17 protein-coding genes are annotated in these 12,317 nt (G+C 66.9%); 12 read left to right on the top strand and 5 right to left on the bottom strand.

Annotated features, from left to right (window positions below; genetic code table 11):
• The first annotated feature begins 10 nt into the window (after positions 1-10).
• The 4 genes from D3D01_RS07955 (at position 11) to D3D01_RS07940 (ending at position 2,431) form a co-directional block, all read left to right on the top strand.
• Complete coding sequence (locus tag D3D01_RS07955; protein WP_121511828.1) at positions 11-571, top strand: sugar O-acetyltransferase; 561 nt, start codon at positions 11-13, stop codon at positions 569-571.
• A gap of 69 nt (positions 572-640) precedes the next feature.
• Entirely contained in the window at positions 641-988 is a 348-nt protein-coding gene (locus D3D01_RS07950) for a thioredoxin family protein (protein ID WP_121511827.1), read from the top strand.
• A gap of 62 nt (positions 989-1,050) precedes the next feature.
• The gene (locus tag D3D01_RS07945; RefSeq protein WP_121511826.1) at positions 1,051-1,818 is read left to right on the top strand and encodes a glycerophosphoryl diester phosphodiesterase membrane domain-containing protein; all 768 of its coding nucleotides are present in this window, start codon (positions 1,051-1,053) and stop codon (positions 1,816-1,818) included.
• A 94-nt stretch (positions 1,819-1,912) separates the two neighbouring features.
• Complete coding sequence (locus D3D01_RS07940) at positions 1,913-2,431, top strand: HPP family protein (protein WP_101351193.1); 519 nt, start codon at positions 1,913-1,915, stop codon at positions 2,429-2,431.
• 22 nt (positions 2,432-2,453) lie between these two features.
• Here the strand turns inward: D3D01_RS07940 and D3D01_RS07935 are convergent, their stop codons facing one another.
• On the bottom strand, positions 2,454-2,891 hold the full coding sequence (locus D3D01_RS07935; RefSeq protein ID WP_101351489.1) for a universal stress protein: 438 nt from the start codon (positions 2,889-2,891) through the stop codon (positions 2,454-2,456).
• Positions 2,892-2,895: 4 nt separating this feature from the next.
• Complete coding sequence (locus D3D01_RS07930; RefSeq protein ID WP_101351192.1) at positions 2,896-3,990, bottom strand: sulfite exporter TauE/SafE family protein; 1,095 nt, start codon at positions 3,988-3,990, stop codon at positions 2,896-2,898.
• Between the two features lie 165 nt (positions 3,991-4,155).
• On the opposite strand from D3D01_RS07930, the gene D3D01_RS23660 reads away from it, so the two are divergent.
• Together D3D01_RS23660 and ddh are read left to right on the top strand one after the other, a co-directional pair.
• Entirely contained in the window at positions 4,156-4,326 is a 171-nt protein-coding gene (locus D3D01_RS23660; protein ID WP_158600446.1) for a hypothetical protein, read from the top strand.
• A gap of 54 nt (positions 4,327-4,380) precedes the next feature.
• Complete coding sequence (gene ddh, locus D3D01_RS07925; RefSeq protein WP_121511825.1) at positions 4,381-5,307, top strand: D-2-hydroxyacid dehydrogenase; 927 nt, start codon at positions 4,381-4,383, stop codon at positions 5,305-5,307.
• 18 nt (positions 5,308-5,325) lie between these two features.
• Here ddh and D3D01_RS07920 read toward each other — a convergent pair whose 3' ends face one another.
• The gene (locus D3D01_RS07920) at positions 5,326-5,961 is read right to left on the bottom strand and encodes a DsbA family protein (protein WP_121511824.1); all 636 of its coding nucleotides are present in this window, start codon (positions 5,959-5,961) and stop codon (positions 5,326-5,328) included.
• Positions 5,962-6,206: 245 nt separating this feature from the next.
• Between D3D01_RS07920 and D3D01_RS07915 the strand changes: the two genes are divergently transcribed.
• The 5 genes from D3D01_RS07915 (at position 6,207) to D3D01_RS07895 (ending at position 9,731) form a co-directional block, all read left to right on the top strand.
• A complete protein-coding gene (locus D3D01_RS07915) occupies positions 6,207-6,773 on the top strand; it encodes a GNAT family N-acetyltransferase (protein ID WP_121511823.1) in 567 nt (188 codons plus the stop codon).
• A gap of 105 nt (positions 6,774-6,878) precedes the next feature.
• Positions 6,879-7,577 (top strand): phosphatidylcholine/phosphatidylserine synthase, encoded by a 699-nt coding sequence (locus D3D01_RS07910; RefSeq protein ID WP_121511822.1) that lies wholly within the window; start codon positions 6,879-6,881, stop codon positions 7,575-7,577.
• The gene (locus tag D3D01_RS07905) at positions 7,574-8,266 is read left to right on the top strand and encodes a PHP domain-containing protein (RefSeq protein ID WP_121511821.1); all 693 of its coding nucleotides are present in this window, start codon (positions 7,574-7,576) and stop codon (positions 8,264-8,266) included. The genes D3D01_RS07910 and D3D01_RS07905 overlap by 4 nt, the downstream gene beginning before the upstream one ends.
• Before the next feature lie 2 nt (positions 8,267-8,268).
• Positions 8,269-8,994: a TVP38/TMEM64 family protein gene (locus D3D01_RS07900; RefSeq protein ID WP_121511820.1), complete on the top strand. Its 726-nt coding sequence runs from the start codon at positions 8,269-8,271 to the stop codon at positions 8,992-8,994.
• A gap of 59 nt (positions 8,995-9,053) precedes the next feature.
• Complete coding sequence (locus D3D01_RS07895; RefSeq protein WP_233563280.1) at positions 9,054-9,731, top strand: metal-dependent hydrolase; 678 nt, start codon at positions 9,054-9,056, stop codon at positions 9,729-9,731.
• Positions 9,732-9,753: 22 nt separating this feature from the next.
• Here the strand turns inward: D3D01_RS07895 and thiD are convergent, their stop codons facing one another.
• Positions 9,754-11,142, bottom strand: a complete 1,389-nt coding sequence (gene thiD, locus D3D01_RS07890; RefSeq protein ID WP_121511818.1) for a bifunctional hydroxymethylpyrimidine kinase/phosphomethylpyrimidine kinase — start codon at positions 11,140-11,142, stop codon at positions 9,754-9,756.
• 122 nt (positions 11,143-11,264) lie between these two features.
• Between thiD and D3D01_RS24010 the strand changes: the two genes are divergently transcribed.
• Entirely contained in the window at positions 11,265-11,429 is a 165-nt protein-coding gene (locus D3D01_RS24010; protein WP_170082748.1) for a hypothetical protein, read from the top strand.
• Between the two features lie 5 nt (positions 11,430-11,434).
• On the opposite strand, the gene D3D01_RS07885 is transcribed toward D3D01_RS24010, so the two are convergent.
• Complete coding sequence (locus D3D01_RS07885) at positions 11,435-12,316, bottom strand: DMT family transporter (RefSeq protein ID WP_101351488.1); 882 nt, start codon at positions 12,314-12,316, stop codon at positions 11,435-11,437.
• Between the last annotated feature and the right edge of the window lies 1 nt (position 12,317).

Here is a 12,317-nt window from a genome sequence, read left to right as displayed (position 1 = left end):
GTCAGTCGGGATGCCCTCTGAAAAGGAGAAGATGCTCGCGGGCGAACGCTACGACGCGAGCGACCCGGAACTCGTCGCTGCCCGCGAGCATGCGAACGCGCTCACTCGGGAGTACAACCGGACCGACCCGTCGGAGACCGACACCAGACAGGCGCTCATCGAGGATTTGTTCAGCTCGGTCGGCCCGGACTGTCACGTCGAACCGCCGTTCCGGTGTGATTACGGCGAGCATATCCACGTCGGCGAGGGCTTCTACGCGAACTTCGACTGCGTCGTGCTGGACGTCTGCCGGGTGGATATCGGCGACGATTGCCTGCTCGGGCCGGGCGTCCACATCTACACCGCAACGCATCCGCTCGACCCGGATGAACGTCGTAGCGGCGTCGAGTACGGGAAGCCGGTGTCTATCGGCGATAATGTCTGGGTCGGCGGGCAGGCGGTCATCAACCCGGGCGTCACAATCGGTGACGACGCGGTCATCGGTTCTGGTGCAGTCGTCACCGACGATGTTCCGGCCGGCGCCGTCGTTCAGGGGAACCCAGCATCGGTCGTGCGGAAGATCGAGGACTGACGGCCACGCACAGCAACCGCGGCTGTGGCCTGTCGCGGGGTTCTTCGCGCTGTGGCACGTACTAGCCGTATGGACACGACAACGGAACACGGCGTTCGGACGGTCGAAACGCGGGACGAACTCGACGACGTGCTGGCGACGACTGACCGCGTACTGGCGATGGTCCGGACAAGCGGCTGTACAATCTGCAGGTCGATGGAGCCGATACTCGACATCGCAGCGAAGGCGACTGATGCCACGGTGGTCGTGTTCAATCCCAAACGCGACCTCGATGCCGTCGACGCATTCGACGTCCGGAGCGTCCCGACGCTCCTGCTATTTGTCGACGGGACGCTTCTCGACCGCCGCGCCGACGGGTTCGTCCCGGCAGAGGAGCTTATCGAGTTCGTCGAGAGTGAGTCGGAACCGGGCACGTGAACTGAGTGGCAGTGTCACACTGAGGCAACACTTTTGCCATTGCTTGTCGAAGCGCTCCGTTGATGGCCCTCCAAATCGGCTCCGTCCTCGAAGAGGCGGGGTATCGGCTGTTCAGTCGTACCGGTGCGATACTACTTGCAGCGTTTTTCGCCCTGATGATCGGTTTTCAAACGCTGTTCAACACAATCTTGGCGACGACTTACGCCAGAATGGGATACGGCGAAATCGCTGCAGCCCTACCGCTCACCCTCGACATCCCGCTTTCCGTCGCGGGTGCCGGTATCGCCATCGGCTCCGTAGTCTCACTGTATCTCACCATCGTGTCCTTCCGGACGTTCGCTGCCGGAGCGCGTGACAGTTTCCCAACGGGAGCGCTCACACGGAACGTACCGCTGGCGATGGTGAACGTGTTCGTCGGCGGAATCGTCTACAGCCTGCTGGTGTTCATCGGGTCGGTCCTGCTCCTCATCCCCGGTATCTTCGCTTACGTCGCGTTCATCTTCATGATGCCGTACGTCATCGTCGACGACCGGAACTTCGTCGCGGCGCTCAAAGAGAGCTATCGGCTCACCGAGGGCAACCGGCTGGCGCTGTTCGGACTGCTGTTGATTGTCGGTACCGCCGCGGCGCTCGTCGGTGGTGTCATCGGATTCGTCGGCGCGCTAGCGCTTTCGGGGCCGACTTCGCAGCTTCCGACCATTGTCATCCAACCTCTGGCGTCGCTGTACGGCACCGCAGTTGTCGCAGTCGCGTTCGAGCAACTACGCGAGAGTACCGGGATGCCGCCGTCGGCTCCGAGCGAGGACGACACGACGACGACGGCGCTCTGACTGGAACGGCTGGCCGTGCCGTCTCCACTCAGGATTCCAGCGCCGATTTGCCGGACCGTGACTGTCTTGTCCGTCCAGTTTCCTATCGGGAGCAATGCGACGGCATCGAGTCGGCACGAGCCTGTACGCCGGCGTGCTGTTCGTCGTCCTCGGAACGCTTGCGTGGGCAAGCGGGCAACCGTTTATCTTCCCGAGCCTCGGCCCCTCGGCGTTCGTCCTCGCCTTCCACCGGGACGGTGACCGGACAGGGCTGGTCAGCGTTGTCGCGAGCCACCTCATCGGCGGCCTCGCGGGGCTGGCCGCGTACAGCCTGCTCGCCGGCGGTGTCTCACTCGTCGCGGACCCGACCGCGTTTTCCACGGCCGGGCTCCGCCTCGTCGCGAGCGCGACGCTCTCGCTCGTCGTGACCAGCTGGGGGATGATTGCGACCGACACCGTCCACGCGCCGGCCTGTGCGACGACGCTCATCGTCTCCTTAGGGCTGCTCTCGACGCCGCTACAGGTCGCAGTCATCGTCGTCGGTGTCGCCGTCCTCGTCGCGTTCCATGCGCTCGCGCTGTCAGCGTATCACCGAGCGACCGAGCCGTTCCGGACAGGCCCGGTCGACGGCTGATGCGGTCGCGGGGTCGCCGTGGTCACTCCTCGGACAACTGGACGGTCAGCACCGGCACCGGCGACTCCCGAACGACCGTCTCCGCGACGCTTCCGATGAGATAGTGGTCCAGCCCGGTCCGGCCGTGGGTCCCCATCACGACGAGGTCTGCCGGGAGTTCCGTGACCGCGTCGACGATTTCGCTTTTCGGGACGCCCTCTCGCTGTGTGGTTTCGACCGACACGTCGTCCGGCAACTCAGCGACGGTCGCCTCGATGGCCTCCGCGGCGCGCTCGCGCTCAGCGTCGAGCCAGGCGTCGGCCGAGAGGCCGCTCGACGGGCTCTCGAACCGGTTCCGGGTGTCGACGACAGAGAGCACGTGGACCGTCGCGTCGAACCGGCCCGCAATCGTGCCGGCGTGGCGCGCCGCCGCACCGATACCGTCGCTGCCGTCGGTCGGGAGGAGAACCGTGTCGTACATCGTCTCAGACACCACCCGTCGCCATCAGGAACAGCGCGGCGGCGATGACTGCGAACAGCCCGCCGACGAACTTCTTGATGGTCCCGGTGTCCAGTGCGGTCGAGACGTACGGTGCAATCTGGCCGCCGGTGACTGTCGCGGGCACGGTCCAGACGACCATGTTCCACGGCGTCGACGCGAGGTCGATAGAGTGAGCGCCCGGAACGAGGCCGCCGCCGAAGACGTGGACCACCGAGGCCAGAACGGCTGTCAGTGCCACAACGATGTGGTTCGTACCGATGGCGACCCGGACGGGGACATCCGTTCGGAGCATCGAGATGATGCCCAGTTCGCCGACGCCGAAGCCGGCCAGGCCCTGGAAGACGCCGCCGATGCTGTAGTTGGCGAACCGCTCAAGGTAGCCGCCGCGCGTGTAGCCGTAGTCGTTGCCGTCGCGGTCGACGCGCGTAACCGCCCCGTCGTCAGCCGTCTCGACGCCAGCCGGCCCGAGCTTGTTGGCGTCGTCGGGCAGGGTCTTGTCGCCGCCGTCGGCCGACACGTCGGGGTCGCTGTCGCCCGCCTCGCCCGGCTCTTCGTGGCCGAGGTCGGCCTTGAAAAGCAGGTACGAGGCCGCCAGCAGGGCGATGCCGAGCAGCGCGTGAAACAGCGGTTCGGGGATGACAAACGAGAGCAGCGCCCCGGCGACGACGAAGGGCACGCTCCCGAGGACGAGGCTCAGTGCGAGTCGTCGGTCGACGAGCCCGTACTGGATGAACGCCAGCGCCGAACTGGAGAGGCCGAACGACTCGCTGATGAGGCCGACTTTCACCAGCGTCTCCGGGGTCAGCGTCTCCCCGGCGAGCACCGGGAAGACGAAGATGAGAAACGGGACGAACAGCGCCGACCCGCTGATACCGACCGTGTTGACGATGGTCGCACCGGTGACGAAGGCGATACAGAGCCACCAGTACTCGAACCAGTAGCCGCTTCCCGCGTCCGCGGGCGTCGGCGCGGCGGTGTACACGCCGACGACGAACAACAGCGGTGCCAGGAAGACGAAGACATGCTGGTACTTGAGAAACCCCTTCTGGAGTCGACTAGACGGTGACGACGTTGTCATTGACGCGTGAAGCCAGCATTGTGAACTATCGGTTAAAGCCCTTGTTGTCTGTACTTGTTTCAAAAATCGTTGTAAAAACCGTCGAAGACGGCAAAAACGCATGGCTCCGCCGGCTCCCTAATATCCCTAATATTTATTTCACAGGCCGTGGTAACATCTAGCGTCATGAGTTTTCCACAGGGACCGATGGAGTCGGGCGGTCAGTCGAGTTACGACGAAGACGCCAGCGACGCCGTAGACGGCGGACTCTTCGGAGCCCTGCACCGCTTCTCGAAGCGGTGGTCCCGCCGCTACGTCGAGATGCGCGTTGACGCGCTCGACAGCCGCCGGGACTGAGCGGTCCGGCGCGTTCCGGACAAGGACTATACCGTCCCCGCCGCAGGGACGGGTATGGATATCGACAGAATCGCCGTCCACGAGTCGGTCGCGAAGGCCTGTCCGCTGGAGGCGATGGTCGCCGCGTTACAGGGGTCCGACGTTCCCGTCGAGGCTGTCGGCGACGACGCCTCATTCGACGCCGGTGATTGCGTCGTCACGTTCTCCCCCCGAGACGTGTTTCTGGACGCCGCCTGGGTCCACGGCATCCGCGCGGGCTACGACGAGTTCGACGTGGCCGCCTACGAGACCGCCGGGACGGCGCTGACGAACAGCACCGGCATTCACGGCGACACCGTCCCGGAGACTGTCGTCGGCTATCTGACGGCGTTTGCCCGCCGGCTCCACGTCTATCGGGACCGACAGGGCGACGCCGACTGGACCCACGAGCCGTACGAAGCGCCGTTCACGCTGACCGGCGAGCGGGTGTGCGTGGTCGGCCTGGGGACAATCGGCCAGGGCGTCGCCGACCGGGCCGCCGCGCTCGGCATGGATGTCGTCGGCGTCCGGCGCTCGGGCGACCCCACAGAGAATGTCGAGCGCGTGTACACGCCCGACGAACTGGCCGCCGCCGTCGGCGACGCTCGCTTCGTCGTGCTGTGCTGTCCGCTCACCGAGGCGACCGAGGGGATGGTCGACGCCGCCCTCCTCGAAACGATGCGGGACGACGGCTACCTCGTCAACGTCGCCCGGGGGCCGGTCGTCGTCGAGGACGCGCTGCTGGCCGCGCTCGATGCGGGGGCGATTGCGGGGGCGGCCCTCGACGCCCACTGGGAGGAACCGCTGCCGGAAACCCACCCGCTCTGGGACCACGAGTCGGCTATCGTGACGCCACACGTCGCCGCGTTCACGAACCGGTATCACGAAGACATCGCGGCGCTTGTTCAGGAAAACGTCGAACGGGCCACACGCGGCGAATCACTCCGGAACCGCGTCGCCTGAGCGCCCGACAGCGCCCGCTCAGGTGCCTTCGACAAGCCGCTCTAGCTGCTCTGGCGGAACCGCACCGCGGGCGGCGTGGCCATCGTAGGCGAACGTCGGGACGCCGGTGATGCCCTGGCGCTGTGCCGCGGTAAACTTCTCCCGGACCGCTGAGCGGAGCGCGTCGTCCGCGAGCGCCGAGCGGATTTCGCCGCCATTGATGCCCGCGTCCTCGGCCAGGTCGACCAGCAGGTCCTCGTCGCCGATATCCTGGCCGTCCTGCCACAGCGCCTCGAAAACGGCCACGTCGAAGGTCAGCCACGTTTCGTAGTCGTAGTGCTCTTTGACGTAGTAGGAGGCAATCTGGGCGGGCAGGGAGTCGATGTCGGTGGCGATGTCTAAGTCCATCTCCACGCCGTACTTCTCCTGGAGCCGTCGCACGCCCTGCTTTGCCTGCTCGTAGTAGTCCTCGTCCTTGCCGTCGTCGACGGAGTGGTTGATGGAGCCGTCGGGGTTACGCTTCCCACTTCGGAGGTCGAAGGGGTGCCAGTCGATCTCCAGTTCCTCCTCGCGCGTCGACTGGTACTGCCTGAGCGACTCGCGTCCGAGATAACAGAACGGGCAGACGTAGTCCGAGAAGACCGTAATCCGCTCGCTCGACTGTGTCTCACTCATACGTTCTGATATGCGTCGCTCGAGGTTAAACGCGGCCACCGTCTGTGCCGGGTCGGCGCACAGCCGCCCGACGACCCACCCGCTCGAATCTATATAGCTTTCATAGCAAGGGATTATGCGACGGCGCGGCCCGTCAGTACCGACGTGGACGCTCCGAACGACGATGGTGACCGGGTGGGCGAGCCTGTTGTCGGGCGGTTCCACCGCGGTGTCTCTACGGCGAACGCGCGGCCCGGAGGGCGGCGATGACGCGACTGTGGCGACTGACCCGGAACCGATACGGCCGGGCCGCCTACGACGCGCTCGCCCGGGCGGGCATCACCGCGACGTGGATGTACGAGTACACCCGGTCGCTCACGGAGTCGGTACCCGAACCCGCCGACACCGGCGTGACCGTCGAGCGCTGTGACCCGGCTCGTGTCGCGCCGCTGGACCCGCCGGTCGACGACCTCGTTGCGGGCGAAGACGTCGTCGCGGCCGTCGTCGACGGGACCCCGGCGGGCTACCTGTTCTGTTCGGTCGGTGCGACGCATCACATCGACCCCCTCGACCGGCGGCTGTCGTTCGACGGCGCGTACATCAGGCGCGTGTTCGTCGACCCGGACTGCCGGAACCGCGGGGTAGCGACGGCGATGGTCGCTGCGGCGTGTCGGCACGCGGCCGACGACGGGGCGGCCGAAGCGACGGCACTCGTCGCGCTCGACAACCGGCCGTCGCGGGCGCTGTTCGAACGACTCGGGTTCCGCGCGGCGCGGACGAGACGCTACGCCGCCGTCGGGCCGCTCTCCTGGCGGTCCGTCCGGGTGCGCTGAGAGCGGGGTCGCTGTGTATTCGAATGTAGATATATAGATTCCTACTAAGTAAATACTTCTCAGGCAAGATTTATACTTCGAACGGGCGAGCGTTCGAGTGGGTTGATGACCGAGCCACTGCGAGAAGCGATACGGGGCGTCTGGAACCGGGTGGATTTCGCGGACCGTCGGGTCCCCGATACGGTCGACCGGACGGACATCGTCGGGCGGCTCACCGGTGCCGACTACATCAGCCTCGCGGCCCTGTTCGTCGGCTGGGGGAGCGCGCTGCTGTTTTTCCGGGGGGAACCCAACTGGGGGATTCTGACGATGTTCGTCGCGTTCTTCCTCGACAAGGCCGACGGCTGGTACGCGCGGCGCACGGGCACCTCTTCGCCGTTCGGCCGGCAAATCGACTCCTTTATCGACATCTTCGCGTATCTGCTCCCCGCGGCGCTTCTGTACCACGTCTCGCTTTCGCCGTCCCCGTTTGCGAGTCTCGTCGTCGGCTTCCTCCTCTTTGCCTTCGGCGGGCTCAGGCTGATACGCCACACGAACGAGGGGTTCGGCTCCGACGGCGGCGACAGCTACTACCACGGCACGACGGTCGTCCACACGAACCTGCTCGTCGTCTCGAACTACTTCCTCGCGGCGTTCGTGGGGCCGTGGAACGGGTGGGTCGCCGCTGTGCTCGTCGGCTTGGCTTGCCCGCTGATGGTGTCCGACTACAAGGCGTACAAGACGGACCTCAGCCACGCGCTGGCCGCCGCCGTCGCGCTGGCGGCGGGTGGGCTGGCGCTCGCGCTGGAACTCGGATACGTATGACCGGCCCGGGCGAACCGGCCGGCCGGACGGTCCACGTCGATACGCACCTCCACACGGCCGCTTCCTACGACGGGCGCACCGTGCCCGAGACGCTCCTCTCACGCGCGAGGGCCGCGGGACTCGACGCGATCGCCGTCACCGACCACGACACGGTCGAGGGCGCGCGCGTCGCCGCCGACCTGGCCGAGGACCTGCCGGTCATCGTCGGCTGTGAGGTCTCGACCGCCGACGGGCACCTGCTCGCGCTCGGGATCGACGCCGCGCCGGAACCGGGCAGGCCGCTCGTCGAGACTGCCCGCGATGTCCGGGCCTGTGGCGGCGTGGCTGTCGTCCCACACCCGTTCCAGCGGTCGCGCCACGGCGCCAGCCGAACGGCCATCGACGGCGTCGACGGCATCGAAGTCTACAATGCGCATGCGCTGACGAACATCCGGAACAGACAGGCGACCCGGTTCGCCCGGGCGGCGGGCTACCCGGCCTTCGGCGGCAGCGACGCCCATCGCCCCGGCGGTATCGGCCGCGCGGCGACGGCGGTAACGCTTCGCCCCGGCGACCCGCTGACGACCGACGCGCTGCTGGCGGCGATGCGGGCCGGGCGAACGGCCGCAGTCCGGCGGTCCCCGTCGCGGTCGCGCTACATCTCGAAGGTCGTCGAGAACGCTACGCGGAAGACGCTGGCACTGCTCTGACCGTGACGCCGGACCGACCCGACGGCGAGCCGACGCGGTTTTTCAGGTCGAAGGCGGCGCGACGGGACGTGATTGTACGGACCCTGGCGCTACTGGGCCTGTTCGCCGCGGTGACAGTGGGGGTCCACACGGTCGAACCGCGCCTGTTCGACCCGGTCTGGCTGCGCCGACGGCTCGCGGCCTTCGGCGCGTTCGCGCCCTACGCATTCGTCGCCTTGCAGGCGCTCCAGGTGCTTCTCGCCCCGATTCCGGGTCAGCTCCTCGGCGGCGTCGGGGGGTACCTCTTCGGCGTCCGCGCCGGGACGGCGTACAGCCTGCTCGGCGTCTGTCTGGGGAGCGCGGCGGCGTTCGCACTCGCCCGCCGCTACGGCCGGCCGTACGTCGAACGGGTGACGCGGCCGGAGACGCTGGCGCGGTGGGACCGGTTCCTAGCCCGGAACGGCCTGGTCGGGCTGTTCGTCCTCTTCCTGCTCCCGACGTTCCCCGACGACCTGCTCTGTTTCGTCGCCGGCATCTCGGACCTGCGCCTGCGGACGTTCCTCGCGTTTGTCGTCGTCGGCCGGGCCCCGTCGTTCCTCGCGGCGTCGTACGCCGGCGACCGGCTGGCCGGCGGCCATGTCGGAACGTTTCTCGCTGTCGTGACGGCGCTCGCGGTGCTCTCGTTCGTCGTCTTCGCCCTGCGCAAGCGCGTGGTCGACGGCGTCGGCGACCCCGACCCGGGCGAATGAGCAGCGGTTTCTCGGCCCGCCGAGGTACTCCCGGTGACGGCGCTCCTGACGCAGTACTTATGTCTATTGAGACGAACGTAGCTGTCAGTACAACGATGATGGCGACGACGCACGCGTTCACGACGGTCGCCGTCGCCGCGCTGGCCACCCCCGCCCTCTCCGAGTATGCCGCGCCGCCACTGGTGCTCGCGGCCGCCTTCGCCGGTGGCCTCGCCCCCGATTTCGATGTGCTTGCCAGCCACCGGAAGACGCTCCACTTCCCGGTGTACTTCTCGGTCCTGGCGGCGGTGGTCCTCGGTGGCGGGCTCGCCGCAGGGTCGCCGCCGGTGGTCCTCGCTGGCGTCGCCGTCGCCGCCAGTGCCGTCCACTCGCTGTCGGACGTGTTCGCCGGCAGCCCCGAAGCCGAGCCCTGGAACCCGACCACTGACATCGCGGTGTACAACCACTTCCTCGGCCGGTGGCACCGGCCCCGCAGGTACGTCCGCTACTCGGGAGCGCCGGAGGACTTCCTGCTCGCGGCGGCCTGTGGTGCGGTCGCCGTCCTCTCGCCGGCGACGGGCGTGTGGGCCGACAGCGCCCTCCTCGCTTTGCTTGCGGTCACCGGGCTGTACACTGCCGCGCGAAAGCACCTGGCGGCGATTACGGCGACCGCCCGGTCGCGGCTCCCGTGGCTCCCGGCGGTTTCCGTGACGGAATCGGAACACGGCGGGTCAACCCTCTCCGTCGAGTTCCGGTAGCCCGGGCTCTCGTGGCCGGTAGCTACGCGTCCGTTCCGACCGCGTACTCGACGCTCTCGACGCGCGAGACGATGGCATCGACGGTCGCCCCGAACAGCATCGCGTGCTCGTCGGTACCCAGCCCCTCACGGCCGACGACGGCGACGGGCGGGTCGTCGCTGGCTCCGAATGCCCGGTCGACGCCCCATTGGGCCGTGGCGTCGGCGGCGACCCTGTCCGGTCGCTCGCCGGGGTCGTACGAGGCACTCGTGCCGTCTAGCGACGCCAGCGCGTCCTCGACGGCGTCGGTCAGCCGACAGTCGATGGCGAACCGGAGCGACGGGTCGTGTTCACGGGCGGTCAGCAGGGCGCGAGCCACCGTTGTGGACGCGCCGAAGCGGACGCCGCGGTTCGGTCGGACGCCGTCCATCGTGCGGGCGATGCGGCCCTCAACGGCCGCGACCGCGTCGGATGTCTCTGCGTAGGGGGTCGCGCCGGCGACGGTCATCCCTCGCTCGGGAACCAGCCCGGACACGTCCGCCTCGACGAGCGCCGACACAACTCGCTCGACGGCCTCGCTCGTCGGATGGTGTGCGGCGTCGTTACGCGCCTGGACGAGGTGGTGGACCGCACCGGGACCTTCTCCGATGTCGACGTTATATCGAACTGCGCTCGCAAGCAGGTCGACACTGCTTCCGACTGCCGTCGGCAGGTCGTCGCCGTGGGCTAACTGTGTCGCGATGGCCGAAGAGAGCGTACAGCCAGAGCCGTGAGTGGCTTCGGTGTCGATGCGGTCGTGGCGGAACGTCGTCACCCCGTCTTCGGTCACGAGCGTATCGACGACGGCGTCACCCGGGACGTGGCCCCCCTTTACGAGCGCGCTGTCGGCCCCCATCTCGACGAGGTCGCGGCCAGCCTGTTCCGCGGCCGCGGGGTCGTCGACATCGCGCCCGGTCAGGACGGCGGCCTCGTCGGCGTTCGGTGTGACGACCGTCGCCTCGGCGATGAGCGATTCGTAGGCGTCTTCGGCCTCGGCGGCCAGCAGCCGGTCGCCCGAGGCTGCCACCATTACTGGGTCGACGACGAGGTTCGGCAGGTCGGCGGCGTGGTCCACGACTAGGTCGATGACCTCGCTCGTCGCAAGCATTCCCGTCTTGACTGCGGCCACGTCGAAATCACCCGTCACCGCCTCGATCTGAGCCTCGATCTCCTCAATCGGGAGCAGATGCTGGCCCTGTACGCCCGTGGTGTTCTGTGCCGTCACACTCGTGATCGCGCTGGTCCCGAAGCCGCCACAGGCCTCGATAGTCTTGAGGTCAGCCTGGATACCGGCCCCACCACCGGAGTCGCTGCCGGCGACAGTCAGCACGACTGGCAGTGTCACTGGGGCGTCCGCTCGTGTCATATCAGATGCCTTTGCCGGCGGCCACATATCGGTGCTGGTCTCTCAGTAGGACTCTGTTGTTCAGCAAAATCCTAGTATGCTAATAATACTTCATACCACATCCGAGAAACACTTATGTAGCGCTGTGTCGGATGTGCCCTTGTACCACAATGGAACCAGCGTCGCGCGATACTACCGACTCCGACGAGCAGTACGGCAGCTTCACCACTGGCGGCGGCGACGTCGTCGTCTACGACACCGAGAACCCGACCGCGTGGCTTCAATCGAGCTATGCGGTACAGGTTGGCTGCGCGTCGGAACGAAAGTCGGCCTGACTTTTTTATCCGACCGATATCATCGCGATACCGACGATAGCGAGCCCCGCAGCGGCCAGCCGTGCTCGGAACTGCGCCTCGTCGAGTACAATCGCACCCAGAATGACGGCGACGATAGCCTGCCCGTTGACGATTGGTGACACGATACTCGCCGGGAGCAACTGGAAGGACAGCAACACGATGTGGTTTGCGTAGGCGACGAACATCGCTGCGACGACGAACTTCGGGAGATCCCCCCGCCATCCCGACGGGACCTGATACCGGAACGCGAGCGGCGTCATCAAGACGGCGATGCCGACGGCCATCACCGGGATGTACGTCGTCGGTTCGATGGCCAGTTCCTGCATCAGCACCCGCTTGCTTACATCAACGAGCGCGAACGCCGCAGCCGACAGCAGCGCCAGTTGTGCGGGCCGGGACTTCCGGGCCCGCTTGAGCGGGGCCAGTAACGCTGTCCCCTGCCAGTTTGCGACGTAGACGGCGGCAGTCGCGACGACGACGCCGCCGACCTGCAGCGCAGAGAGGTGCTGGCCCAGCAGGCCGACTTCAAGCGGCAATACGAACACGGGGACGATTTTGCTGATCGGCGACACGTAGGAGACTTCGCCGACGCGGATCGCTCGAAAGAGGGTGAGCAGCCCCACTGCCGTCACCGCCGTCACAGCGAGTATTGACGAGAGGGCGTTGATGCGGCTGCCCGCCGGGAGGAACGGCTCGTTGCTGGCGAAGACGATCGGGAGGTAGACGACGGGGACCAGGCTGTAGGTAAGCAACAGAAACACCGGCGACGGGTAGTCGGTGAACCACCGCTTCATCACGAACAGGTACACCCCAAACACCAGCGCCGACAGGACGGCATACGCGATTCCGACGTTCACGGTTGACAAC

Origin of the sequence: Haloarcula sp. Atlit-7R (assembly GCF_003666065.1) — an archaeon.
Taxonomy (GTDB): Archaea; Halobacteriota; Halobacteria; order Halobacteriales; family Haloarculaceae; genus Haloarcula; species Haloarcula taiwanensis.
The sequence above is the reverse complement of the archived record's forward strand: the minus strand, read 5'-3'. Positions and strand labels throughout refer to the sequence as shown.